The organism is Halomonas halocynthiae DSM 14573 (genome assembly GCF_000425725.1).
Lineage (GTDB): Bacteria > Pseudomonadota > Gammaproteobacteria > Pseudomonadales > Halomonadaceae > Halomonas > Halomonas halocynthiae.
On sequence record NZ_KE384441.1, the window covers coordinates 231,020 to 256,178 of the forward strand.

At 54.1% G+C, this 25,159-nt stretch carries 24 protein-coding genes and 3 tRNA genes; 12 read left to right on the forward strand and 15 right to left on the reverse strand.

What is annotated here, in order from left to right; translation table 11 throughout:
• Positions 1 to 8 precede the first annotated feature (8 nt).
• Entirely contained in the window at positions 9 to 323 is a 315-nt protein-coding gene (locus H616_RS0112905) for a high-potential iron-sulfur protein (protein WP_027967728.1), read from the reverse strand.
• A 324-nt stretch (positions 324 to 647) separates the two neighbouring features.
• Between H616_RS0112905 and H616_RS0112910 the strand changes: the two genes are divergently transcribed.
• Positions 648 to 923 (forward strand): Lrp/AsnC family transcriptional regulator, encoded by a 276-nt coding sequence (locus H616_RS0112910; protein ID WP_027967729.1) that lies wholly within the window; start codon positions 648 to 650, stop codon positions 921 to 923.
• Positions 924 to 990: 67 nt separating this feature from the next.
• Positions 991 to 1,878, forward strand: a complete 888-nt coding sequence (locus tag H616_RS0112915) for a DNA/RNA non-specific endonuclease (protein WP_051234293.1) — start codon at positions 991 to 993, stop codon at positions 1,876 to 1,878.
• 161 nt (positions 1,879 to 2,039) lie between these two features.
• Here the strand turns inward: H616_RS0112915 and H616_RS0112920 are convergent.
• The 3 genes from H616_RS0112920 to H616_RS0112930 all read right to left on the reverse strand — a co-directional run bounded on the left by H616_RS0112920 (position 2,040) and on the right by H616_RS0112930 (position 2,440).
• A tRNA-Leu gene (locus tag H616_RS0112920) sits at positions 2,040 to 2,126 on the reverse strand.
• Positions 2,127 to 2,181: 55 nt separating this feature from the next.
• Positions 2,182 to 2,268: transfer RNA gene (locus H616_RS0112925), tRNA-Leu, on the reverse strand.
• Between the two features lie 85 nt (positions 2,269 to 2,353).
• Positions 2,354 to 2,440 (reverse strand) — tRNA-Leu (locus H616_RS0112930).
• A 230-nt stretch (positions 2,441 to 2,670) separates the two neighbouring features.
• Between H616_RS0112930 and rnr the strand changes: the two genes are divergently transcribed.
• The 10 genes from rnr to hemH all read left to right on the forward strand — a co-directional run bounded on the left by rnr (position 2,671) and on the right by hemH (position 11,903).
• Entirely contained in the window at positions 2,671 to 5,073 is a 2,403-nt protein-coding gene (gene rnr / locus H616_RS15040) for a ribonuclease R (protein ID WP_035573202.1), read from the forward strand.
• Positions 5,074 to 5,082: 9 nt separating this feature from the next.
• Entirely contained in the window at positions 5,083 to 5,925 is an 843-nt protein-coding gene (gene rlmB, locus H616_RS15045; RefSeq protein ID WP_420835261.1) for a 23S rRNA (guanosine(2251)-2'-O)-methyltransferase RlmB, read from the forward strand.
• A 166-nt stretch (positions 5,926 to 6,091) separates the two neighbouring features.
• Positions 6,092 to 6,481 (forward strand): 30S ribosomal protein S6, encoded by a 390-nt coding sequence (gene rpsF, locus H616_RS0112945; protein WP_027967731.1) that lies wholly within the window; start codon positions 6,092 to 6,094, stop codon positions 6,479 to 6,481.
• 33 nt (positions 6,482 to 6,514) lie between these two features.
• A complete protein-coding gene (gene rpsR, locus H616_RS0112950) occupies positions 6,515 to 6,742 on the forward strand; it encodes a 30S ribosomal protein S18 (RefSeq protein WP_027967732.1) in 228 nt (75 codons plus the stop codon).
• Positions 6,743 to 6,754: 12 nt separating this feature from the next.
• Positions 6,755 to 7,606 (forward strand): hypothetical protein, encoded by an 852-nt coding sequence (locus tag H616_RS0112955; RefSeq protein WP_027967733.1) that lies wholly within the window; start codon positions 6,755 to 6,757, stop codon positions 7,604 to 7,606.
• A 15-nt stretch (positions 7,607 to 7,621) separates the two neighbouring features.
• A complete protein-coding gene (rplI, locus tag H616_RS0112960) occupies positions 7,622 to 8,068 on the forward strand; it encodes a 50S ribosomal protein L9 (RefSeq protein WP_027967734.1) in 447 nt (148 codons plus the stop codon).
• Between the two features lie 225 nt (positions 8,069 to 8,293).
• Positions 8,294 to 9,682 carry a replicative DNA helicase gene (gene dnaB / locus H616_RS0112965; protein WP_027967735.1) on the forward strand — a complete coding sequence of 463 codons (1,389 nt, stop codon included), beginning with the start codon at positions 8,294 to 8,296 and terminating at the stop codon, positions 9,680 to 9,682.
• Between the two features lie 102 nt (positions 9,683 to 9,784).
• The gene (locus tag H616_RS0112970; protein WP_027967736.1) at positions 9,785 to 10,078 is read left to right on the forward strand and encodes a hypothetical protein; all 294 of its coding nucleotides are present in this window, start codon (positions 9,785 to 9,787) and stop codon (positions 10,076 to 10,078) included.
• Between the two features lie 137 nt (positions 10,079 to 10,215).
• A complete protein-coding gene (locus H616_RS0112975; RefSeq protein WP_027967737.1) occupies positions 10,216 to 10,521 on the forward strand; it encodes a DUF6482 family protein in 306 nt (101 codons plus the stop codon).
• A gap of 248 nt (positions 10,522 to 10,769) precedes the next feature.
• On the forward strand, positions 10,770 to 11,903 hold the full coding sequence (gene hemH, locus H616_RS0112980) for a ferrochelatase (RefSeq protein ID WP_084155911.1): 1,134 nt from the start codon (positions 10,770 to 10,772) through the stop codon (positions 11,901 to 11,903).
• A 33-nt stretch (positions 11,904 to 11,936) separates the two neighbouring features.
• Here the strand turns inward: hemH and H616_RS15050 are convergent, their stop codons facing one another.
• The 11 genes from H616_RS15050 to H616_RS0113035 form a co-directional block, all read right to left on the reverse strand.
• Entirely contained in the window at positions 11,937 to 12,371 is a 435-nt protein-coding gene (locus H616_RS15050; protein WP_051234295.1) for a Na+/H+ antiporter subunit G, read from the reverse strand.
• A gap of 14 nt (positions 12,372 to 12,385) precedes the next feature.
• Positions 12,386 to 12,655 (reverse strand): K+/H+ antiporter subunit F, encoded by a 270-nt coding sequence (locus H616_RS0112990; protein ID WP_027967739.1) that lies wholly within the window; start codon positions 12,653 to 12,655, stop codon positions 12,386 to 12,388.
• Positions 12,649 to 13,146 carry a Na+/H+ antiporter subunit E gene (locus tag H616_RS0112995; protein ID WP_027967740.1) on the reverse strand — a complete coding sequence of 166 codons (498 nt, stop codon included), beginning with the start codon at positions 13,144 to 13,146 and terminating at the stop codon, positions 12,649 to 12,651. Before H616_RS0112995 ends, H616_RS0112990 begins: the two co-directional genes overlap by 7 nt.
• Complete coding sequence (locus tag H616_RS0113000) at positions 13,143 to 14,654, reverse strand: monovalent cation/H+ antiporter subunit D (RefSeq protein WP_027967741.1); 1,512 nt, start codon at positions 14,652 to 14,654, stop codon at positions 13,143 to 13,145. The genes H616_RS0112995 and H616_RS0113000 overlap by 4 nt, the downstream gene beginning before the upstream one ends.
• Entirely contained in the window at positions 14,651 to 15,031 is a 381-nt protein-coding gene (locus H616_RS0113005) for a Na+/H+ antiporter subunit C (protein ID WP_027967742.1), read from the reverse strand. The genes H616_RS0113000 and H616_RS0113005 overlap by 4 nt, the downstream gene beginning before the upstream one ends.
• Positions 15,031 to 17,871, reverse strand: a complete 2,841-nt coding sequence (locus H616_RS0113010) for a monovalent cation/H+ antiporter subunit A (RefSeq protein WP_027967743.1) — start codon at positions 17,869 to 17,871, stop codon at positions 15,031 to 15,033. Before H616_RS0113010 ends, H616_RS0113005 begins: the two co-directional genes overlap by 1 nt.
• Before the next feature lie 590 nt (positions 17,872 to 18,461).
• Entirely contained in the window at positions 18,462 to 18,869 is a 408-nt protein-coding gene (locus tag H616_RS0113015; protein ID WP_051234296.1) for a DUF5362 family protein, read from the reverse strand.
• Between the two features lie 173 nt (positions 18,870 to 19,042).
• Positions 19,043 to 22,135 (reverse strand): molybdopterin dinucleotide binding domain-containing protein, encoded by a 3,093-nt coding sequence (locus H616_RS0113020; protein WP_027967745.1) that lies wholly within the window; start codon positions 22,133 to 22,135, stop codon positions 19,043 to 19,045.
• Positions 22,128 to 23,342: an NrfD/PsrC family molybdoenzyme membrane anchor subunit gene (gene nrfD, locus H616_RS0113025; RefSeq protein WP_027967746.1), complete on the reverse strand. Its 1,215-nt coding sequence runs from the start codon at positions 23,340 to 23,342 to the stop codon at positions 22,128 to 22,130. The genes H616_RS0113020 and nrfD overlap by 8 nt, the downstream gene beginning before the upstream one ends.
• Complete coding sequence (gene dsrO / locus H616_RS0113030) at positions 23,326 to 24,102, reverse strand: sulfate reduction electron transfer complex DsrMKJOP subunit DsrO (protein WP_027967747.1); 777 nt, start codon at positions 24,100 to 24,102, stop codon at positions 23,326 to 23,328. The genes nrfD and dsrO overlap by 17 nt, the downstream gene beginning before the upstream one ends.
• Before the next feature lie 320 nt (positions 24,103 to 24,422).
• On the reverse strand, positions 24,423 to 25,088 hold the full coding sequence (locus tag H616_RS0113035) for a hypothetical protein (protein WP_027967748.1): 666 nt from the start codon (positions 25,086 to 25,088) through the stop codon (positions 24,423 to 24,425).
• Positions 25,089 to 25,159 lie beyond the last annotated feature (71 nt).

Below are 25,159 nucleotides of genomic sequence, written 5' to 3' on the forward strand. Positions count from 1 at the left end.
GTGGCCGATTAGGGCTTGGCAGTCCAAGACTGGCACCAGCCTGCTGGTTCTACACTGTTCTGCGGGAACAGCTGGCAGCCCTGTGTGTCGGCGGTATAGAACATGCAGTTTTCGCAATGTTCGCCTTCTTCGAAGGCTGGGTGATCAGCTGCTTCGCTAGCATCTTTGACGTAATTCAATGCTTTGGCCTGAGCAGACTCAGTGTCCAGTGGTGGTAGCTCTGCGGCCAGCGCGTTGCGAGACAGGAGGCCAGCGCCCAGTGGCAGGGCGGCTAAACCGAGTAGGCTATTGCGCATGAAAGTACGACGGCTGTTATTAGTCATGGTTTCTCCAATTAGCTTTGCAATCTGCTTGCATCACGGGTTTTAGATATTGCTACAGCCGGTGGTCCGGCTCTTTTATATGCTGCCTGTATATGCCAACGATGTTGCTGCAAAATCTCTTGCCATGGATTTTTCCAGCAGACGCGCCATAGGGTACCTGTTTCTGACACGTTATGTGAGTTCAGAGTTCCTTTTGTGCGTCGTGTCCTTGGCCCTTTTCTTGTGGCTGGTATACTCGCTTGTGCCATCCGCCTCGGCAGCAAGTCGGCGCTATTTGGTGAAATATACTCTTGATTCAGCTGTCGATCTACTAGAGGTAACGTTATGCAAAATGCCGTGATTCTGATCAATACCGAAAAAGGCCAGGTTAAGTCTGTGGCCGAGCGTTTGGCTGATGTGGCGGGGATTTCTGAGGTGTTTTCCACCTGTGGTCGCTACGATTTGGTGGCCATTGCGCGTACGCGAGATTTTGAAAGCCTCGCCGAATTGGTGACTGGGCGGCTCAATGAGGTAGAAGGTATCAGTGAGACTGAAACGCTCAATGCTATGCAGGTGCACTCACGCCATGACTTGGAAACCATGTTTTCGCTGGGTTGGTGATGCGTTGTAGCGTTGGGTGTTGTGCGGGTAGTGACAGTGGTGGCGGGAGTTTTAGGGAGAGTATGGAATGAGTCGCGGGAAGTCGGGCAAGCGGGCGCGCGGTAACGTAGGAGGCCGCTTGCTTGGGCGTCTTCGTCGACGTGGTGCTGTCGCGCTGGTGTTTGTAGTGGTTGGTGCTGGGCTGTGGAGCTACGGTGAGCGTGGTATCTATGACCGCATGAGTTGGCAGGGAGTGCCTGAGAGAGGAGGCTCTTGGTTGGCGTTGCATCGTGTGATGCGTAATGAAGGGTATTTGGTGGGCTGGTCCGACGTCCGAGTGTCGCCGCTGTGGGCCAGTTATGAGTTGATGCCCGTGCGTTATCCCGATATTGCCTCGCGTCCTTCGTTCAAACAGGACTGGCGAACGCTATGGCCAGTGGCTACGTCAAGCTATCGGCATAGCGGGTATGACAGAAGGCATTTGGCGCCAAACTATGCCATTGCCGCTGTACATGGTTCCGCTGCTCAGCAAGACACTTTTTTGATGAGCAACATGGTGCCTCAAAAGCCTAATCTGAATCGCCAGCTTTGGCAGCGCCTGGAAGAGGTGGTGATGGATCATTTTGTGCCCCGCTTTGGGCGGCTGCAGGTGATTGCTGGCCCTATTTATGAAAAGGACATCATTGTTGGTGGGTTGAATCGGGTAGGCTGGTCAGAAGTGCCAATAGGTTTCTTTAAAATACTTATCGTGCCCGGTGAGGTGCCGCGAGCGCTGGCATTTGCTATGCCGCAAGATGTGGCTGGCAATGAGTCGCTAAGTGATTACTTGGTGAGTATTGATGATGTTGAGTCACTGACTGGGCTGAATTTTATGCCTCAGCTTGATGCGGCCTCGGAGTCGGCGTTAGAGGCTGGTATACACACTGCTGGCTGGGGGTTGGAGGAGGTGGCGGATCGCCCGGGTCGGTTTGACTAGATCGGTTTGGCTGGGCTGGCTTGGTTAGGCTGGCTCAGTCTTTTGTGTTGTAGGGTTGGTTGGTGAAGGTGCAAATGCGAGGCACAAAAAAACCGCAATATATGCGGCCGATTGTTTGCGGCAGAGGCCGCTGTCAGTTGTCTTCATGCATAACGCAATAATGGTGCCCAGGAGAGGACTTGAACCTCCACATCCATACGGATACTAGCACCTGAAGCTAGCGCGTCTACCAATTCCGCCACCTGGGCGCGTCTGCATGGTCGTTGTGTTCCGATGTTGGCTGTCATTATCACGAGGTGATAATGGTGCCCAGGAGAGGACTTGAACCTCCACATCCATACGGATACTAGCACCTGAAGCTAGCGCGTCTACCAATTCCGCCACCTGGGCGAAACACAAACGATTCAAGCTGATAAAGAGCGATGCTGCGAGTCATGCGTGAGCGACATGCGGTTAATAAAAGCCGATCGATCACTGGTGCCCAGAAGAGGACTTGAACCTCCACGTCCATACGGACACTAGCACCTGAAGCTAGCGCGTCTACCAATTCCGCCATCTGGGCAAGTGGCGCGTATGATACCGAAAAACGCTAACCGTGCAAGTCCTGGTTGATATCTGAGGGTGAAAAAACGCAAAAACTAATGATGATCGTGTTTGTATGGTTGGGTGCGGCCACCGGCAGCGGTATACTGCGGCTATGTCAATACATCAAAATTGCTCTATCGACCCCTCTCGACGCTACAGCGTCACGTTTATTCTCTCGACTCCTACCCTGTCAAGGATGCCATACGCATGAATCACTGGACGCTCGAAGATGACGCATACGCCAGTCGCGAGGCGCATAAATACGACAACCCAGCACCGAGCCGCGAATATTTGCTTGCCCGGTTAGAACAGGTTGGCAAGCCAATTACTCATGAAGAGATGAGTGACTTACTGGGGCTTCATGACGAAGACCTCAAGGAAGCTGTGCGCCGTCGCCTGGCTGCTATGGAGCGTGATGGCCAAGTGCTGCGTAATCGCCGCGCGGCCTATGCGCTGATCGACAAACTCGACCTAATCAAGGGCAGGGTGCTGGGCCATCGTGATGGGTTCGGTTTTCTGTTGCGCGAAGATGGCGCCAAGCCTGACCTCGTTCTTCCGCCGCGGCAGATGCGTCGGGTTTTTCATGGTGACTATGTGCTGGCGCGCATCAGTGGTCGCGACCGGCGAGGCCGTGATGAAGCGACCATCGCGGAAGTGCTGTCGCGTAATACGCAAACGCTGGTTGGCGTGTTTCGTGAAAATACCGCTGAATTCGGGGTGCTGATTCCTGAAAATCCTCGTATTACTCAAGAGGTGATTGTGCCTCATACTGCCCGAGGCACCGCTCGGGATGGGCAGGTGGTATCGGTCCGTATTGTTAAACAACCTGAAACTCGCGTGCAGCCAGTGGGCGAGGTTGTCGAAGTGCTCGGTGAGCGCATGGACCCAGGTATGGAAATTGATATTGCCCTGCGCAGCTATGAAATTCCTGACGAATTTCCGCCTGAGGTGCAAGAGCAGATCGCCACTATGTCGGCTGAGGTGGCAGAAGAGGATAAGCTGCACCGAATAGATTTGCGTGATATGCCGCTGGTAACGATTGATGACGAGTCTGCCAAAGACTTCGACGATGCCGTGTGTGCCTGGAAGACCAAGTCTGGTGGTTGGAAACTGGTGGTGGCGATTGCTGATGTGTCGCATTACGTGCCCATTGGTAGCCCGCTGGATCAAGAAGCCATTGCTCGTGGAAACTCGGTGTATTTCCCTGGGCAGGTAGTGCCGATGCTGCCTGAGCTGCTTTCCAATGGTTTGTGCTCGCTGAACCCTCACGTAGATCGTTTGGCGCTCGTGTGTGAGATGAATATCTCCCAAGCGGGTGCAATCAGCCGTCATCGCTTCTATGAAGCGGTATTTCGTTCTCATGCGCGGCTAACGTATAACAAGGTTGCGGCGATTCTTGGAGATGACGGTGAGCTGGGCGAGCAGGGTGATGCGCTGCGCGAGGAGTACCGCGATGTCGTTCCCACGCTTAAAAACCTACATGAGCTATACAAGTTGCTGAGCAAGGCTCGTGCTCAGCGTGGTGCGCTGGAGTTCGAAACCACTGAAACGGCAATTATTTTTAACGATGAACGTAAAATCGAAAAAATTGTGCCGCGGACTCGCAACGATGCGCACAAGATCATCGAAGAATGTATGTTGGCGGCGAATGTTGCGACAGCTCGCTTCCTTGATAAACACGATCTTCCCGCGCTTTATCGTATCCATGAGCGGCCTTCTCCCGAGCGTTTGGACAAGTTGCGGCTGTTTCTTAATGAGCTGGGCTTGTCGTTGGGTGGCGGTGATGAGCCTGCGCCGCAGGATTACCATGATCTGACAGAAGTTATTCGTGACCGCGATGACGCAGATGTCATTCAGACTGTCATGTTGCGATCGATGAGTCAGGCCGTGTATTCACCCCAGAACGAAGGGCATTTTGGGCTGGCTTATCCAGCGTATGCGCACTTTACTTCGCCGATTCGCCGCTACCCAGACTTGATTGTACACCGTGCCATTCGCTCGGTAATTCGCGGGCCGCGCCAGACCAATACGGTACTGCGCGCCGAGGGGGCTCCGGTCGAGCCGCCCAGCAACTGGTGCCCCTATACCTTCGAGCAGATGTTGGAGATGGGTGAGCACTGCTCTATGACCGAGCGCCGCGCCGATGAAGCAACTCGTGATGTGGAGGGGTGGCTCAAGTGCGAGTTTATGTCCGACAAACTGGGTGAGGTTTTTGACGGGACTATTGCCTCGGTAACCCAGTTTGGCATTTTTGTGCGGCTGGATAAGTTTTATGTTGAAGGCTTGGTCCATGTAACGTCACTGCCGTCAGACTACTATCACTATGAAGCAGAAAAGCATCGCCTCAAGGGTGAGCGTAGTGGTGTCAGTTTCCGTCTGGGGGATGGGGTGACTGTTCAGGTTGCTCAGGTCAATCTTGATGACCGGAAGATCGACTTTGAGCTGGTTGGTGACAAGCCCAGGACGAGCCGAGCACCACGCAAAGGTCGTAGCCCTGCAAAAAGTGTCAAGAAACCTGAAAAAAGGTCGGAAAAAAGTGCGAAAGAGGGTGGTGATAACAAGGGCGCCAAAAAGCGCTCAGGGCAGCGTCGCAGCTCGCGACGCCGTTGAGGACGTATCGTGAAAGATAACCTCAGAAAGAAGAAGGCTCCTTCGCGGCGAGCGCCGGCTAACAGAAGGCCGAGTAAAGCTCCGGGCTTTACTGCGCCGAATGGTTTGGAGGCCGTCTATGGCGTGCATGCTGTCGCTGCGTTGTTGGAGCGTGGCGATCCGCCGCGAGAGCTATGGATTCAAGGCGGTGATGCTGGTAAGCGCTTGGCTGCGCTTGTTGAGCAGGCTGTCGCCGCTGGTGCGGCGATTCGTTATCCGTCGCGCGACGTGTTGGAGCAGCTCGCTCAGGGGGCGTCTCACCAAGGCGTCGTGGCGTTTTGTACGCCACTGGCATTCGAAGCTGAGGCCTCGCTATGGCACCGACTCGCAGGCTGGCCGCATCAGGAAGCTCCGTTGCTGTTGGTGCTTGATGGCGTGACAGACGTGCATAATTTCGGCGCCTGCCTGCGCAGTGCTGATGCGGCGGGTGCGCATGGTGTGGTCGTGCCCAAAGATAAGGCAGCACCGCTTAATGCGAGTGTGCGTAAGGTGGCCTGCGGCGCTGCCGAAAACGTGCCGGTTTATCAGGTGACTAACTTGGCGCGTGCCCTTGAGCGTATGAAAAATGATCACGGCATTTGGGTGATTGGTACCGCTGGAGAAGCTGAGTCGGTCGTTTATCAGGCAGATTTTTCTGGGCCAACGGCACTGGTCATGGGGGCCGAAGGTAAAGGCATGCGTCGCTTGACTCGTGAGGGCTGCGATAGCTTGGTCAAATTGCCTATGGCTGGCCAGGTGTCGAGCCTGAATGTTTCGGTCGCTACGGGTATCTGCCTGTTTGAAGCGGTGCGTCAAAGAAGCGGAGTTGCGTGACGCTACCGCTTGCAAGTATCTAGCCTGGTCTATAGAATGCCTGCGCCCCTTCGTTTAACGAGTGGGCGTTCTTGTTTTGGGGCACATTTGCCTCTAGACAATCCTCCTTGCTTCCCCTGGAGCCAACACGGCACCATCGGAAGCTGCCAAACCGCAAGGAGCATCCATGCGTCATTATGAGATCGTTTTCATGGTCCACCCGGACCAGAGCGAGCAGGTTCCTGCTATGGTCGAGCGCTACACTGGCCTCGTCACGGAAAATGCAGGCACCGTGCATCGTCTCGAAGATTGGGGCCGTCGTCACTTGGCATACCCGATCAACAAGATTCACAAGGCTCACTACGTGCTGATGAACGTCGAGTGCAGCGGCGAGACTCTCGAAGAAATCGAGAACATCTTCCGTTACAACGACGCCATCATTCGCAGCTTGGTTGTGCGCTGCAAGGAAGCCGTGACCGAAGCTTCGCCGATGATGAAGCCGGTGGAAGAAAGGCGTCCACGTCGCGAAGATCGCGAAGATCGTGAAGACAAGCCGCAAGCCGCCGAGTCTGCCTGAGTTTTATCATTGCACGTTTGAAGGAGTCACCCCATGGCACGCTTTTTCCGTCGCCGCAAGTTCTGTCGTTTTACCGCCGAAGGCGTGAAGCAGATCGACTATAAGGATCTGGACACTCTGAAGGCCTATGTGACTGAGACTGGCAAGATCGTTCCCAGCCGCATTACCGGGACCAAAGCCCGTTATCAGCGTCAGCTGGCGACCGCTATCAAGCGCTCTCGCTACCTGGCACTGCTGCCCTATACCGATAGTCACCAGTAAGCGTTGCGCGTGATGCAAGCCATTGCACGATGGGCTATGCGCGGTATGCCCCAGGCAGCCTTGATTGCCGCAGTCACTGCTTTAGTGCCGTTATTGTTCTGGTTTTCCAGTGCCGTCACTGCCTTGGTTGTGCTGCGGCGTGGTATGGCCCCAGCGCTGCCGGTCATTATTGCTGCTGCTTTACCTTCTGGTTGGTGGTGGATTCGGGGTGATGTTATCCCGTTGATGTCATTGTTGATGGTATTGCTGATGGCCGTCGTGCTGCGAGCCAGAATGCGCTGGAGTGAAGCGCTGATTTTCGGCGCTATTGCAGGCTCAGTACTGATCCAGCTAGGTGTGTTCATTCCTCCTGGAGGAGTGGCACAGGTGCTGGATCTGTTACGCCAGAGTTCGCCGGATATGGCGTCTCGTTTGACTGAGCTTAGCCAGGATGGTGTCGATCTCGAGTCTTTTCTGACACTGCTGATTGGTAGTGCCACAGGGCTTCTGGTCGTTCTGGTTGGTGTGGCAAGCCTGGCGCTAGCGCGGAGTTGGCAGGCAGGACTCTATAACCCTGGTGGTTTTCGGGAGGAGTTTCATGCGTTGCGTTTGACGCCGCGAGAGCTGCTATTTTTGGTCATAGTCGGTATCGCAGCCAGTGTGCTGGGTTTTCCTGCACTGGGCGCGTTAGTGGCTGTGCCGCTGCTGGTGGCTGGCATTGCGCTGATACATGGTATTTTTGGTTTAAAGGGAATAAACGGGCTGTGGCTGGGAGCACTCTATGTGTTGCTTATCACTACCTGGCCCATGATTCTCATAGTGTTGCTTGCGGCCTTGATCGATTCGTTTGTGGATTTCCGCGGACGACTTGGCCGCAACGCCTGACAAGAGGTTTACGAGATGGAAGTCATTCTGCTCGACACAATTGGCAAGCTGGGCGGTCTGGGTGACAAGGTCACCGTTAAGGCCGGCTATGGCCGCAACTACTTGGTGCCTTACGGCTTGGCCGTTCCGGCAACCAAGGACAACATTGCCGCATTTGAAGCTCAGCGTGCTGAACTCGAAGCCCGTGCTGCTGAGCGCAAGGCAGAAGCTGAAAGCCGTGCTGAACAGCTCAATGATATCGAGCTGTCGCTGGTTGCTAAGGCTGGAGATGAAGGCAAACTGTTCGGCTCTATCGGTCCGCGTGATCTGGCTGAGGCAATTTCCAGCACAGGTATCGATGTTGGCCGTCATGAAGTTCGTATGCCGGAAGGCCCGATTCGCAATATCGGCGAATACGACATCGACCTGCACCTGCATGCTGATGTTGCCGCGTCTGTGCGTATCATCGTGGTATCTGAGTAATACCCGCATCTAACATCATGCCGAATTGGGCAGGGTGTTGTTGCAAAGGGCACGGGGACATTCCCTGTGCCCTTTTTGCGCTGTGTATGTCTATCAGGTACGCGCGTGTCAGTCAGGTACCAAGAGACGGTTTGGCTTGTTAGAAGACATTGGTAAGATAGGTGGGTTCTCCAGCACAACATGGCGTGTCGGTCCGACATCGCTTGAATAGAAAGGCGCCGCTTTATGAATGACGTCGTTGAGCATGATCGGGAAACGGCCGCACTGAAAATCCCGCCCCATTCGTTAGAGGCGGAGCAATCAGTGCTGGGTGGTTTAATGCTGGATAACCAAGCGTGGGATGATGTGTCAGACCGGCTGATGGCTGACGATTTTTATCGTTACGAACATCGGCTGATTTTTAACGTCATGCTGCATTTGGCTGAAGCAAGTAATCCGTTGGACGTCGTAACCCTGTCAGAAGCCCTGGAGGGGCGCGATCAGTTAGATAGCGTGGGGGGGCTGGCATACTTGGCAGAGCTAGCGCGTACTACGCCGTCTGCCAGTAACATTCGCGCCTATGCCGATATTGTTCGTGAGCGTGCGACGCTGCGTAAATTGATTCGTGCGGCGAATCAAGTGGCGGAAAGTGCTTTTGCGCCTCAGGGGCGAAACTCTGCTGAGCTGGTTAATGAAGCTGAGCGGCTAGTGTTTCAGATCAGTGAAGAGCGGCCCAAGGACGGCGGGCCGATTGGCATGAGTGAGCTGTTAACCCGTGCGGTCAACCGCATTGATGAGCTGTTCAACATGAAGGGCGAGATGACGGGGTTGTCGACGGGGTTTCGCGACCTGGATGGTATGACCTCAGGTCTGCAGCCATCGGACTTAGTCATCATTGCGGGTCGTCCGTCCATGGGTAAGACCACCTTTGCCATGAACCTGGTGGAGCATGCGGTGATCTCTGGCGACAAGCCTGTCATGGTGTTTTCCATGGAGATGCCGGCAGAGTCGTTAATGTTGCGCATGCTTTCGTCGCTGGGACGTATTGATCAGACGAAGGTGAGAACCGGCCAGCTGGATGATGAAGATTGGCCGCGCATGACGTCTGCTGTTAGTTTGCTTAAAGACAAGAAACTGTTCATTGATGATACGGCAGCCCTGTCGCCTATCGAGATGCGCTCGCGCATTCGGCGGGTGGTGCGAGAGCACGGTAATTTGGGCCTGATCATGATCGACTACCTGCAATTGATGCAGATCCCAGGTTTTTCTGAGAACCGTACCGGCGAGATATCTGAAATTTCACGTTCATTGAAGGGGTTGGCTAAAGAGTTCGGTTGCCCTGTGGTGGCACTTTCTCAGCTTAACCGAGCCCTTGAGCAGCGACCTAACAAACGCCCGGTGATGTCGGATCTGCGTGAGTCTGGTGCTATTGAGCAGGATGCTGACATTATAGCCTTCGTTTATCGTGATGAGGTTTACAACCCAGATAATCCCGATAGCAAAGGCCTTGCTGAGGTAATTATTGGCAAGCAGCGTAATGGTCCCATTGGCACAGTGCATATGGCTTTCATTGGTAAGTACACGCGCTTTGAGGATCTCGCCGCGGATACTTACAGTGATTCATTTGGTGGCTAGCTACGCGGTTGAAATACATAACGTATAGTTGGGTATGGCTCAAAAATTTTCAAAAAGAGCTTTAAAAACAGTAAGTTTTAACGCAATTAAGAGGGAGTGACTATGGCAGGTGGATTTCGGCGCGGTAAGCGCCAGCGCTTACCCAAGCTGGAGGCTCGTGGAGAGCTTGAGTCTGTAACATGTGAAGGCCCGTTTAAGGAGTGGCTGGGGATGCCAGACCTTTACCGGTATCAGTTGGTGGTTAATAACGAAACCTATAGCTACCAGACGGAAGACGCCGAGCTGCCGGTGGTGGTTGGGGACTGGGTGGTGTTTCGCTACAAAGAAACGAAGCAGGGGAACTGGATAGATAAAAATTCGCTAGGCAAAGCCATTGACCCTTCGGAGTATCAGTAGATTATTGAAAATTATTGAAACTTTTGAACTGGAACTCTGTCAGAGAGATGGTAGAGTTCATTTATGCTGAAAATGTCATACTCACGCAACAATGGAGCTGTATTAATACATAAAAATTAGCAAAGGTAGAGATAATTATGGATTTCAATAAATTTAAAATATTCGCAAAGCACAATGACAACTTCGAAGTACGGGTTATCAGTAATGCCAGTGGCAGCCTGTGTCAGCTTGAGGTAGAGGATGTCGAGGGTCAGCGTCATCGAGTGATGCGTAAAGGTGCGCCACTGTTGTTCCGTGCGGCGGAGGAGGCTTATGCGCAGCTGCGACATCTTGGTATTCATCATGCGTATTTGGTGCATCAAGAAGCGCGAGATGAAGATAACCCTTGTGTCGGCAGTTACCCGCGCCATCAGTTTGTCTCGCGCATGCCTCTGGCTACCTGATCGGGTTATGATCGACGTATAAGACTCAGAGTAAGTTAATCTGCGTGTTTTTTTAGGGTGTGTTGTTGTAATAGCTTGATCAAAACGGACTGCGCCGAGCTCCAAAGAACATTTTCGGCGCAAATTGCCGCCTCGCTTTTCCCGCCTGTGGCCTACCTCGTGGTATTATTAACGTGCCGTATTTGTCGTCGGAGTCTCACTCGCCAGACTCCACCCAGCGAGTCGTCCGGACCACAGGGAATTTCAGCATGTCTGTTTCTGACCCCATCTCTTCTGAGTCACCTGCTGTAGAAGCCCGCTTTTCTGAGCAAGAAGTCGCTGATATTGATCGTTTGATACCGAGTGCTGACCGCCCAGTTAACGCGCCTGAGTCACACCCTGAGGTTGTACGAGGAAAAATTGGGGTGGTCATCGTTAACCTTGGCACACCGGATGCAACTGACTACCGCTCAATACGCCGCTACCTCAGTGAGTTTCTTTCTGATAAGCGCGTGGTCGACTACCCGCGCTGGTTGTGGCAGCCGCTCTTACAGCTGGTGATTCTGAGTCGTCGCCCGTTTATCTCTGGTAAAGCGTATGCATCTATTTGGGATAAGCAGCGGGATGAAAGTCCGTTGCTGACCTTTACGCGTGATCAAGCGGAAAAGCTGGGTGCCGTGCTTAAAGAGTCTCTGGGCGACCGGGTCGAAGTGGATTTCTGCATGCGTTATGGCAACCCGTCTACTGACAGTGTGTTACGCCGTTTAAACGAGCAAGGCTGTGAGCGCATTTTGTTTTTTCCGCTGTATCCACAGTACGGCTCACCAACCACTGCAACGGCCAACGACCAGGCGTTTCGTAGCCTGATGAAAATGAAATGGCAGCCAGCGCTGCGTACAGTGCCAGCATATTTTGCTGACCCAGGCTATCAGGCGGCATTAGCTGCTACGGTAACTGAAGCCTATGCTAGCGCTGAGAGTCGGCCTGAAGTGCTGGTGGCTTCTTATCATGGTGTGCCCAGGCGCTTTCTGGAAGGTGGGGACCCCTATCATTGCCAATGCCACAAAACCTCTCGGCTGTTGCGTGAACGGCTTGGGTTTGCTGACAACGAAATTATTACAACTTTTCAGTCCAAGTTTGGCCCCGAGACCTGGGTTGGGCCAGCCACAGTAGATAAGGTGGCGGAGTTGGCGCGTACAGGCAAGAAACATATTGCGGTGATCTCTCCGGCCTTTGCCTCTGATTGCGTAGAAACGCTGGAAGAAATTGAGATGGAAATTCGTGAGGCGTTTATCGAAGCCGGTGGCGAGACGTTCACCTACGTGCCCTGCTTAAACGCCCGAGACGACCACATTCACGCCTTGGCAGCTATTGCTAGGCGTGAATTGGCGGGATGGATTTAGCGGCTTGGTTTGATGACTGCACTGACGCGCCATTTATTGGCGCTGTTTTTCTTCCAGTTCTTTGCGCGTCAGTACCAGCGTACGGCCATGTTCGGGATAAGGCTCTGGCTTGATGCTGTTGGCATCATCGTCAATCTCTGCGGGAGAACCCTGGGTCTTCTCGGCCCTTTCAAGTTTAAGGTGTAACGCCGCCTTGCCCAGCAAGTGGGCGCTGACGGGTGCCGAAATGAAAAGAAATAGGGTAATCAGCAGCTCCTGAACTACCGGCTTTCTATCCAGCACGCCAAAGTAGATCATCGAGCCGATAAGAATGCAGCCAATGCCAGTGGTAGTGGCCTTGGTGGGCCCATGCAGGCGCATGAAGAAGTCCTGCATTGAGGCCATGCCCATCGAGCCGATGAAGGCAAACGTTGCCCCGCCAATTAAAAGTAACGAAATGACGGCCTCGAGAATCACATATAGGGTCATGCTGTCTCCATGGGCTATTCGATGATATCGCCGCGTAACAGGTATTTGCAGATGGCAACGGTGCTGATGAAGCCTAGCATGGCAATCAACAGCGCTGCCTCGAAATAAGTTTTGGTGTTCAGCCACAGGCCCAGCAGCACGATCAGTGCAATGCTGTTCACATACATGGTATCCAGCGCCAGTATTCGGTCTGGCATGGATGGGCCATACACTAGCCGGAAGGTGTTAAACACGATGGCCATCAAAATTAGAGCGAGGCTAATAGTTAGCGCCATATCTAGCATTCGTAGATCTCCTTGAGCGGCATTTCATAACGCTCACGAATTTGTTCAATCACTTCCTCGGGGGTGCCAGCATCCAAGGCGTGGATTAACAGGCTAGACTTATCCAGGCGAACGTTGGTTGTCACGGTTCCCGGCGTGAGGCTGATGGTATTGGCCAGCAAGGTGATGGTGAACGGCTCTTTGAGTGTTAATGGATACTCGACAAACACTGGGCGCATGCGCCGCTTCGGATTAATGATTAGCCAAGCTACCTGAATGCTGGATGTTACGATGTCGAGCAATACAATAACGATAAAGCGTATCAGCAGCCAGGGCCGCTGGATGCGAGGCTGAGTATCCCAGAAGCGATAGGTAAACAGCGGAATGCTGATGGCAAGAAATGTGCCGAGCAATAGCTGACCCACTGACAGACCATTGACCAGCAAAAGCCATACAATCAGCAAGACCAATGAAAGCAGAGGGGTGGGAAACCAGCGCGAGAGCCTATTCATTGCGCACCTCCAGTGTTGATCAGCAGCGCATCAATAAATGCTTCAGGATTGGCAAGTTGCTCGGCTGTTGCCTGGGCATACTCACTCACTGAGCCAGCAAATATCACTAACAGGGGTGACGTTAGCAGCAGCAAGGCAACCCCAGTCCACTGCCGGCGCGATATTCGCTCATTGTTGTCATCTCCCCCTTGAGCCCGCCAGAAGAAGGTTGAGCCCGCACGAGACAGCGCAATAATGCCAGCTAAGCCGCTGAGTAGCAGCAGAGGCCAAAGCCAGAAGCGCTGGGTACCGGCGGCCGCATCCATCATTAGCACTTTCCCCAGCGCACCAGATAGCGGCGGCATACCCACGACCGCGATGGCCGCAATGAAAAAAGCCAACGACAGTATTGAGCTGTGCGGCATTTTGCGGCCTTTGACGATACGCGTGCCTGCTTTACCGCGTTGAGCGCCAATCATTTCTGCCAGCAGGAATAGTGCGCCGGTAACCAGGGTGGTATGTGCCAAGTAGTACAGCAGTGCGCTAACGGCAGCCGTAGAGCCCATGCCGATACCGGCCAGCAAGGTGCCTACTGAAATCAGTAGCAGGTAGGCAATTAGCTGGCGCAGATCCCGCGACGCAAGTACCCCGATGGTTGCGGCAACCAGCGTTAGCAACGCCAGCCACCACACCCACTCCTGTCCCAGGTTCGCTAGTCCGCCGGCTTGCTCGCCGAATACCAGTGTGTAAAAGCGCAGGATGGCGTAGATGCCAATTTTGGTCATGATGGCAAATAGCGCGGCCACCGGCGCTGGTGCAGCGGCATAGGCCTTAGGCAGCCAGAAGTACAGCGGTAGCATGGCGGCCTTGAGACTGAACACCACCAGCAAGAGCAAAGCACCTGCCATGACCAAGCCTTCTCGTTCGGCAGGCAAGTGGCTAATGCGCACTGCCATGTCGGCCATATTCAGGGTGCCAGTGGCTCCATACAGCGTGCCAACAGCAATCAAAAAGAGCGCAGAGCCAGCCATGTTCAGCACCACGTAGTGAACAGCCGACTGAATGCGCGCTTTACCGCCTCCGTGCAGCAGCAGCGCATAGGAAGCGAGCAGAAGGACCTCGAAAAATACGAACAGGTTGAATAAATCGCCGGTCAGGAAAGCGCCATTGATGCCCAGAAGCTGTAGCTGGAAAAGTCCGTGAAAGTTACTGCCACGCACATCTTCACCCGCGCAGGCAAAAATCACGCAGCCCAGCGCCAATAGTGACGATAGCAACACCATTAGCGCTGATAGCCGGTCCAATACCAGTACGATTCCAAAAGGAGGCTGCCAGTTGCCCAGTGCATAGTAGGTAATCTCGCCGCTATCTGCCTGTATCACCAATGCAGACGATATTAATACCAACATAAACGTACTGGTAACGCTGAGCACACGCTTGAAACGTACCTGACCATGGCGCTGGAACAACAGCAGCATTGCGGTGAGCAGCGGTAGTGCGACGGGCAAAACTGTTAGATGAGATATCACCGCTGGCGCTCCTTGAGAACATTATCCTTGCGGGTATCGGCGTCATGCTTGGCATGATCGTGGCCGTCCACATGATCATTGCCCATATCACCCCGAGCGCGCATGGCCAGAATGATGGCAAATGCGGTCATGGCAAAGCCGATAACGATAGCAGTTAACACTAAGGCTTGAGGTAGCGGGTCGGCCATCTCGTTGTTACTGCCATTGATGACTGCTGGGCCGTCTGTGGTTAGCCCACCCATGGAAAATAGAAACAGATTAACGGCGTAGGAAAGTAACGTCAGCCCAACCACGACGGGGAAAGTGCGCCCCCGCAGTGTCAGGTAGAGGCCGCAGGCACTGAGTATGCCGGTAGTAATAGCAAAAAGGCTTTCCATCAGCTGCTCTCCTTGGCGGTATCACCGTTGTTAGGTGGCTCAGTGCCGCTAGGGTCTTTGTCGTAGTTAGGCAGGCGGTGTGGTGTCGTGATTTTGCCAAGGTTGGCCAAAATCATCAGCGTGGCACCAACAACGGCCAGATACACACCGACATCAAACAGCATAGCGGTAGCGAGTTCGATGTCACCGACCAGTGGAATATGCAGGTGCCCAAACGCCGAGGTCAGGAATGGGTAACCAAACAGCCAGCTGCCAGCACCAGTCAGTGAGGCTACGGCAACGCCAGCAATGGCTACTGATTGGTATTGCAGGTCTAAACGCGCTTGAGTCCAGTCTACCCCGCGAGCGATATATAAAAGAATCAACGCCACGGATGTCACCAGGCCGGCAATAAAGCCACCGCCAGGTGCGTTGTGACCACGCAGAAGGATGAATACCGCCACTAAAACGGCCAGCGGCAGCAGTGCTTGAGAGATAATGGTTAGAATCATGGGGTAGCGATCCTGAGACCATACCCGGCCTTCGGCGTCGCTGTGTGGCATGAACAGGCGCAGACGGTTGAGCAGTTTGAGCACTGCTAGGCCAGCAATAGCGAGTACAGTAATTTCGCCCAAGGTATCGAAGCCACGGAAGTCTACTAAGATGACGTTTACTACGTTATGACCGCCACCGCCGGGTACGCTATTGGCAATAAAGAAGTCTGAGATGCTGGTGGTCTCGCGGCTGAGTACGGCGTAATTGAGACTTGCCACTATTACGCCCAGCCCACCCGCTAAGCTAAGGTCCCGCAGTAGCCGAGGCATTGACGACTCGCGCGGCGTTTTTTGGGGCAGGAAGAACAGAGCCAGCATGAGCAAAATCATGGTGACGACTTCCACGGATAGCTGCGTTAGGGCTAGGTCTGGGGCCGAAAAGCGGGCAAACGTTAGTGATACCAGCAGTCCGACCATCGATAGCATCATCAGTGAAACCAAACGCCGGCGATGTAGGGCAGCGGTTGCCACGGAACTGAGTATCAGCAGTAGAGCGCCAACGATTAATACGCCGTCGGCTGGCTGGTCTGATAGCGCCCCAGTGAGGGAAGGCATGTTGACCAGGCCAACACCCGCAAACACCAGGGCCGTTAAGAGTAGCAGTGACATGTAACGTTGCAGCGAACCATTTTCCAAGCGATCCATCAGCTGCTGTGAGCGGTTCGCCACGCACTGGATGCTGGCTTCGAACACCAGCCGTGCATCAAGCGGGGAAAATTGTTTAAGAAAGCGGCGAAGCTCTGCATGGAATAAATAGGCTGCGATACCTGCGGCCAGAGCAATCATGCTCATCAGCAGAGGCACGTTAAGGCCATGCCACAGAGCAATATTTACATCAATGGGAGTGACCAGCACAGCGTTTGTCGCTAGCTGCATCAAGCCATCCGCGAGGAAGGGAAAAATACCCACGACAACACATAACGTTGCCAGCAGCTCCATGGGGGCGCGCATCAACCGTGGAGGTTCATGCGGTTCTATGGGAGGGGCCTGGGTGGTCGGTTTGTAGAATACCTCGTACACCAAGCGCAGCGAATAGGCGACTGACAATATACCGCCGAGTGTCGCTAGCACGGGAAGAATGCCGCTAAGCCCGCCAAGCGCCGTGCTGTTCAGCGCGTCAGTGAAGAACATTTCTTTAGACACAAAACCGTTGAGCAGCGGCACTCCTGCCATGGCGGCTCCAGTAATTGTGGTTAACAGGGCCGTGACCGGCATGGCTCGGCGCAAGCCGCCGAGTTTGGACAACTCACGCGTACCGGTTTCATGATCGATGATGCCAGCGCCCATAAAGAGAGCCGCTTTAAACGTTGCGTGGTTAAGAATATGGAAAAGGGCAGCCAGCATAGCCATTGGCGTGCCGATACCCAGTAGGGCAGTAATCAACCCTAAATGGCTGACGGTAGAGAATGCCAGAATGCCCTTGAGGTCAGTTTTCATCAGCGCAAACCAAGCGCCGTAAAGCAGTGTGATCATACCGATAATAGTGACCAAACTACTCCACAGCTCACTACCGGCGATGGCGGGGTGCAAGCGTGCCATCAAGAAAATGCCGGCTTTAACCATGGTGGCAGAGTGCAGATACGCCGATACCGGCGTAGGCGCGGCCATGGCGTGTGGCAGCCAGAATTGAAAAGGAAACTGGGCTGACTTGGTAAAGGCACCGAGCAGCACAAGAACCAGCATTACCGGATAGTAGGCATGGTTGCGAATAATGTCGCCGCTGGCTAGGACCACATTCAGGTCAAAGCTGCCTGCCATGTTACCTAGCATCAATAGGCCAGCTAGCAGCGCCAGGCCGCCAGCCCCCGTTACCACCAGCGCCATGCGTGCGCCCTTGCGGGCCTCGCTGTTATGCGACCAGAAACCGATCAGCAGGAAGGATGACAGACTGGTCAGCTCCCAGAACAGCCATAGCAAAATCAGGTTGTCGGACATGGAAATGCCGACCATCGATGCCATGAACAGGATCAGGTAAGAATAGAAACGTCCGACGTTCTCATGGGCTGCCAGATAAAAATGGGCATACAGCAGAATCATCAGCCCAATACCGATGATCAGCAGGTTGAACAGCAGGCTTAGGCCATCTAAGCGTAGCCCGAGATCCAAGCCGAGCGTTGGCATCCAGCTGACGGAAAAGCGTAAAGCGTCTCCGTCCAGCATGCTTGGCACTTGGCTCAGGGTGAGCAGCAGGGCAAGCGCTGGCAAAACGGCAGTGGCCATTGAGCAGTAGCGGCGTCCGTAGCGCGCGGTTAGCGCGGGTGCTAGCACCCCGAGCAGGGGCAGCAGGGTTATCCACAACAATGTCATTGAGCTGGTCATCCTGTGCGGGTCATGTAATAGCTGATGCGCTGCGTTACTGGTATTCAGATTGCTGCGCGGTGTACTTGGCTGCTATCAGCAAGCATCACTTTACCGGAATGTCGGCTGTCTCTCGATGGCGACTTTGACGTTTTTTCCTGTTAAGTCAGTTCCGTTCACGGAATGAGCTTACACGACGGCGGCGTATCGGAGCGAGATTCCAAGACGTTGAACGCTATCAACTGCTGGTGGGCGAAAACCTTGGTGTGGGTGACGTTGATGTTTTTACCGGCACTGAGCCCTGGAAGGGTGCGGTTTAGCAGGTAATGGCGGATGCTATCATCCGTGGCTTGAAACAGGGGTATCACACCGAGCTTGGACGATGTTTTCAAGAAGGGCAGATGATTCCAAGAAGGAAAAGCGTTATCCGGCGGCCATGGATGCCGCCGCCGGGGCTTAGGTGTTTGAGCAATTGCGTCGTGATGCTCGAGCGCGCATGACGCGACTGAACTCACGTCGTTTTTTCACGGCACGCGCAGCCGACTGCTGGCTGAGCATGGTCGCTACGCCCACCTGTTTCGCTTACAGGCAGCAGGCTATCAGTAACCGTGCATGCTGCTCATTCCGCCGAGGCCCATAATCGCGCCGGCACCAAATAGCAGGAAAGAGCCAGCAATCAAGACCAAATACGTTAACACCATGATCCCGCTGATCAAGAAATAGGTGCGCAGCTTGGACATGGTGTGCTTGATGTCATACTGATCGTTTGCCTCATATCCACGTCTGATGGCGCCGGTGGCTTGAAACAGCACCACTCCAGCCCAAACCGGTATCCAAGCTACGACAAGCCCGATGATGGATATGCCAATGAAGACTCCTTGCAGGATTAGCATGACGCCCAGTAACTGCATCCAGAAGCGGCTGCGGTACAGGGGTTCTATAAAATCACGCAGTACGTAGGATGAATCAACGGGTGGTGTGGGTGGTGTCTGGTTTACGGGTTCCATGAAGTTTTGCTGTCCTTGGTAGTTGAGTGGTTTAGTCGTTTAATGGTGATGGCAATCTTATCATTCTCTGATAAAGCTTGCTTCTCGCGGTTGGAAGGCTGTCAGCATGAAAACGCGCCATCCTGAGGTGAGTCAGGATGACGCGTGGATTAGCGCTGAAGATGACGGGTCGTTCAGGCGTCGATGCGCGAGATACGGATCGGTAAGCCCTGGCGGATGGAGGCACCGCTGACGCCTTCAAGCCACGTGCCGGATACCTTGCGGGTGGGGTCGGCAAACCCCAGGTCGTTAATGTTGACTCCCGCGCCTACCCATTCATTGCCAGAGACCTTTTCTCCATCAATGTCGTGAGCACTGGCCCCTAGTTCAGTGTGGCCAAAACTATGCTCAATGCCTAGCGCACCTTTCATGACGCCATCGCTAACCAGTGCCAGTGCGGTTGCCGCCCCTCCAGGACTTTCAATGCGTATGGTGTCGCCAAAGGCGATACCGTGACGCGCGGCATCTTCTGTGTGTAATAGCACGGGGTTGTAGGGTTTGATCATGCGTAACCGCTCAAGGCCAATGGCATAAGAGTTCATGACGTTGGACTTGTATGAGAACGCCAGCAACGGCCATTCGTCTTCGGGGTAGACGTCGCGCATCAGTTGGCCGTTAGACATCTCGGCCTTTTGCAGGCGCGGTGTGCCGGAGAGCCGCTCGCCGGTTTGGCTGTTAATAGCAGTGCCTACGTTAGGGTTGTACACACATAATGTTTTTTTCCAGACGTGCCCTAGTTGGTCGTTGTCTTTGTAGGCGTTGCTATGGTCTTCGAAGCGCCCTCCGCGAGCGTAAAGGTAAGCCACCGGCCCGCGTTCGCTTGCTGGCAAGGTGCGCTCGATCTTACTCATTAGTGGCTCAAGGCCAGAATGACGGATATCGCTGTCATTGGCGTTGGGTAGTGTTTCGCCGCTATGGGCGATATTGGCCGCTGCACGTAGGTAGAAGTCTTCAGCGCGATTAAGCGGGTACAGCTTGCCATCCGCGCCCGGAATCGCGTTGTCGCCAAAACCGGGTAATCCCAAGCGCTTGGCGGTAGCGATGAAGAACATCTCCATGCTGACCGGCTCACCGTCAGCAGTTTTTTGCTGGCGGGGCTCGACAATCGGCCAGCAGGCAGTGGTCATCTTAGTTAATGTGCCGCTCCACGCACCAGTAAAGCCCCATACCTCATACATTACTGAGTCCGGCACAATATAGTCGGCGTAGCGGTTTGTTTCATTAATGAAACCGTCGACTGATACATAGAGCCCTAGGTTGGCGGGGTCTTTTAGTTTATCGGCAATCGTGGTGGTCAGCCCGGCTTGGCCATAGAGCGGGTTAGCCATGCAGCCAATCACGGCTTTGATTTTGTAAGGATAGCCATCGATGCCTGAACTTAGCTGCTCGGTAAGAATAGGTGGGGCAAGCGAGCGCCAGGGAGCCTTGGCTGGGTAAGGGTTCTCACCAGCGGCTACCTTGCGTTTGTATTCTGAGGAGTCTTCATAGGCGAAGCGTGAGCGTGACACAAAAATGCCTTTAGGGCCGCGCTTTCCAGGAAAACCAGAAAGATCATAACGCGGGCCGTTGCCCGTACCGTTGAATTTTCCTCCGCCAACAGCGTAGCCACCTTGACGGTTGAAGCTGCCAGCCAGCAGGTTGAGCATCAAAATGCCGTAGGCTGCGTAAAAACCCGTGGCTGACATCATGCCGCCATGGGTGTCGACAACGGCGCGACGGCCATAAGAGGCAAAGCGCTTGGCAATGCGCTGAATAAGCTCAGCCTCAATGCCGCACTGTTCCGCGTACGTTGCCAGGCTGTGCTCATTGGCTGCTTCGCGTAACTTACTCAGGCTGCTTTTGACTCGAATGTTGCCGTCGGGGCTTTCCACTTCACGCTCGACAAATAGCGTGGCTTTTTGCACGCCTGCGCTGGGCGTAAGTACGCCGTTGAGATCCACAACCAGTAGATCATCGGTGTCACTGTTGGCGTCGGCCTCACCGATATCAGAGAGGCGTAGGAAATGTCCTTGGCGCGGATGCCCCTCGCTTTCTATGACTAAGTGCGTGGCGTTGGTATGTCCCACCTCACCGGCTGCGTCTGCGGCAGGCTGGCTGGGAATAGCAAGATAGTCTTTGGCGTAGGCTTCATGTTCGATCAGCCACTGAATCATTGCCATGGCGAAAGCGGTGTCGCTGCCTGGGAGAATTGGTACCCAACGGCTGCGCTCGCCAGAGGCTTCGGAGGCTGCCGCATTCAGGCCAGGATCAACCACGATGTAATCCAGGCTGCCGGTAGAGCGAGCTTCTGCGAGCAGGCGTCCCTGGCGCTTGAAGGGGTTGCCCGCCTGACTCGGAGCGGTGCCGATAAACAGTGCAAATTGAGCCTTGTTGTAGTCGGGCTTGGCATGGGCATTTTTCGCCAGGTCATCCATCAGTGCGCCGGAACCCATACGGAAAGCCAGTCCGCAATAAGAGCCATGGTGACCATAATTGCGTGTACCAAAGGCATTGAAGCCAAAACGCTTGAGCACGGCCGAGCGCCCATAGTCGGTGGCTTCCATCAATAATAACTGGTTGGCTTTGGGGCCAAACTCGGGGTTTTCTGGATCAATCAACTCGTCGTGATTGTGAATGCTGCGCAAGCCTTCAACCTGACCCTCGCCGAATAAGTCGCCACCCTCACAGACCTCTTCAATCAGCTGCTCGAAGGAAATGCGCTCCCACATGCGCTCTCCACGGCCACCCACACGTTTCAGGCAGTGGGTGACGCGATCAGGGCTGGTGATCTGGGCGATCATGGCATTGCCCCGAGCACAGGTGGTTGAACGGCCATTCAGTCCTTGTTCGTGATAGGCGCTGACACTTTTCAGTGCATCGACCACGGGAGTATTCATTGGTAGCTGTACATCAGCAGATAAAGGGTGATAAGGGTTGCCGATACTACGTAGCACTTGCTCGTTATTGTTATCGATACGCACCCGTACGCCACACTTTGTGGTACAGCCATAGCAGATAGTAAAGGCGGTGCGCTGGTCGGGGTTAAGGGTTAACTCGCCACTGTTCAGATCAACGCGATACTCCGGAGCGAGTGCATTGCCGTAGATGGCGTGATGTGGTTTTTCACCGGCGCTACCGGTGACGCCCTTGGCCATCTTGACCAGCGGGCCGGAATAGCCGGCCGCGAAAGTTGCTGCGCCGCCAGCGGCAACGGCACCTTTAAGCATGCGACGACGTGACTTATCCATGGCTGGTTGCTCCTTCGTGTGATGCAGGGGTTGAGACAGGGCTTGAGGCTGAAGTAGACAAAGAACGGGTGCGCATCTCTGGCGTAATAACGCTGTTGGAGCGCGGGTTTTCTGTTGCCTCGCGCCACGGTACAAAGAGGTCGATCAGCAGAATGGCAGTTAACCACAAGCCGAAAATACCGATGATGCCAAGCAGACCGTAAGAGCCGAAGTCGATGTAATAATCGTTGAATCCAGCGGTATTGCGCGCGATGGTCTGAACATTCATCAGCACCACCCAACGGAACATCCAAGCCACATGCAGTGCCAGCAGACCGATTACCCAGCCCATGGCTTTGCGCCGCGCGGCTGAGCGGCGCATGACAAAGGCCAGCACGGCCAGCAATACACCGGCCAAACTGCCTTCAATAGCCGTGCTGCGCCAAGCTGGACTCTCGTCGATAGACGCAAGCGCGGCAGCGACTGAGCCAGACACTGAGTTCACGCCATCCAGAAACCAGGTCAGCGCGATGAAGCCAGTGACCACACAGGCTATCGCCATGATGGCCATCAACTGGCGGTTGGTCTCAGGGTGGCGTAGGCCGGTAACACGATTGAGTACCAGCGCCATGCCGCAGGCACCTATCAGGCCGGTGGTAACAAACATGGGTGGCAGCCAGTTGGTGTGCCATAGGGGGCGACCTTTGAGGACAGCGACTTCAAAGCCGGTGTAGATCATGATGCCTAGTGAGGCGACCAGTGCCGCGAGACCGATTAGCACAATGAGCGCGCGGGGAGCTTGCCAATTACCCCAGGCCAGCCAGCCGGCAATGCGTGAAAACCAGCCATCAGCTTCGTAACTGCGCGCTTTCAGGGCCGGGCGCCAAGTCAGCCAAGCCAAGAGCACGACGGCACCCAGGTACATCGGTAGCAGGAAGCTGCCTATCGACATCCAAGACCATGGCGTTGGGTAGCCGTAGAAGTGCCAGAAACGCAGCGGCTGGTGAAGGTCAGCCAATAGTGCAACCGGTGCAACCAATGTAGTGGTTACGCAGGCCAGTAGCGCGACTCGGGCCGTAGGCATCCAGGTTTTTTTGCCAAAAATCAGGCCTGGTGCTGCCAGCCATAGCGAGCAGTACGACAGAGCAATTAAGAAAAAATACTGAACTGCCCAAGGGTACCAGGCGATACCGTAACGCGGTACGACGACTTCAGTGATCAAACTCATAACCCAGCTCCTTGTCGTTAGTGCCCAGAATGTCCCAGATACCAGGCTCGGCCTCAGGCTTGGTGGTGAAGCGTTCATCCATGCCTAAGTAAAAAACCTGCGGCAGCGTATTCATTTCAGGTTGCAGCACCATCAGTTCATCGCGGTGCTTGTCGATCAGTCGGCTGATCTCGCTATCTGGATCGCGCATGTCGCCAATCACGCGGGCACCGCCCACACACGATTCCACGCAGGCTGGAAGCAGGCCAGCTTCTAAACGATGGGCGCAGAAAGTGCATTTGTCGGCAGTTTGGGTTTTTTCGTTGATAAAGCGTGCATCGTAAGGGCAAGCGTTAACGCAATAGGCGCAGCCTACGCAGCGGTCACTATCAACTACCACAATGCCATCTTGCCGCTGAAACGTAGCTTGCACTGGACATACCGGTACGCAGGGTGGGTTTTCGCAGTGGTTGCACAGCCGCGGCAGCATGAACGTGGCCATGTTGTCGGTGTCTTGTTGTTGCACCTCAAACTGCGATACCACCGTGCGAAAGTTACCCATTGGCACGTCGTTTTCGATATGGCATGAAACGGTGCAGGCCTGGCAGCCGATACATTGGCGCAAATCAATGAGCATGCCATAGCGTTTACTGGGATCACCTTCACGGCGTGCTGGCTGGTCGTTGATGCCAGCACTGGCAACACTGGATAGCGGCACCAAGGCAGCACCCGCGCTCAAGCGGGCCAGCTGGCCAAGAAGGGAGCGGCGAATGTGGTCCATAGCATCTCCGGAGCTTGCGTGACATCGGCAGATACAGAATCTGCCTGAAAAGAAATTTTACTCAGGCTTAGGTTACGTTGTGGTTACTTTTCAGGCTTGATGCCTGTCAAGAAAAACACGCCAATGTCTTAATATTCAGATAATTTTTGAGTGTTGTGTTGGCTGAAAGGAAGGCAGGTAGAAAAGTAGCTAGGAGAGTGGCAGGAAATACAGGAAATAATAGCTAAGGGCGGGTTGGGGTGGGGCAGTAGAGGACATAACATAGACAAACGCCCTGCGGGTGCAGGGCGCTGTTAGAGTCTTGGCTGTGGAGGAACGGATCAGTCGTTTTTTAAGGCGTTCTGCATCATTTCTTCAAAGCTCAAGCCGTCTTCTGGCAGAGTAAAAATGCTCTTGTCAGGTGTTTCATTATTGATCGAAACGATAAGAAAGCTGTCACCTTGACGAAGCATGCCCATGCCGCGTTCTTCAAGCGCTTCAGCAATAGGGTCTGGCTTGTCGAGTAATGCTTTCCGGTAGCTATGGAAAGCAGTCAGTAGTTCGCGCGCCTGAGTGTTATCACTCAACACAATGCTTTCTTCATGAGTGTTTCCGCTATTGTCTTTCCATACCAGGTCGTAAACTTCGCCTTCGATACCTGCAATGGTCTCCGTTTCGCCGGTTGCTTCCAGTTGCTCTACTGAGGCAGCATCAGTGAGGTTTTCCTGCTCTCCTGTGACTTGTTTGGCTAAGGCAGAGAGCTTGCTGATATCCATAATGATGGTTTGGCCTTCAGCGTCAGTAATCATGTAGCCCTTATCGCCCTGCAACAGCATGTAACCTGCCTGCTGTTCAGGGAAGTCTAGGCGCATGTTGCCTTCTAACCAGCTCACACTCATGTCAACCTGGTCGTTACTTTCTGGTGATGTGGCCTGAATTACTGCTTTTCCGTCGGCAAATGCGGGCAGTGATGCAGCGATTAACAAACCACCAATCAATTTTTTCATGAAACATCCCTTTATGCATGCGTGCTTGACTACTTCCATAAGAGTCATGGGGGCGTGTAAGCGTGGCTGCA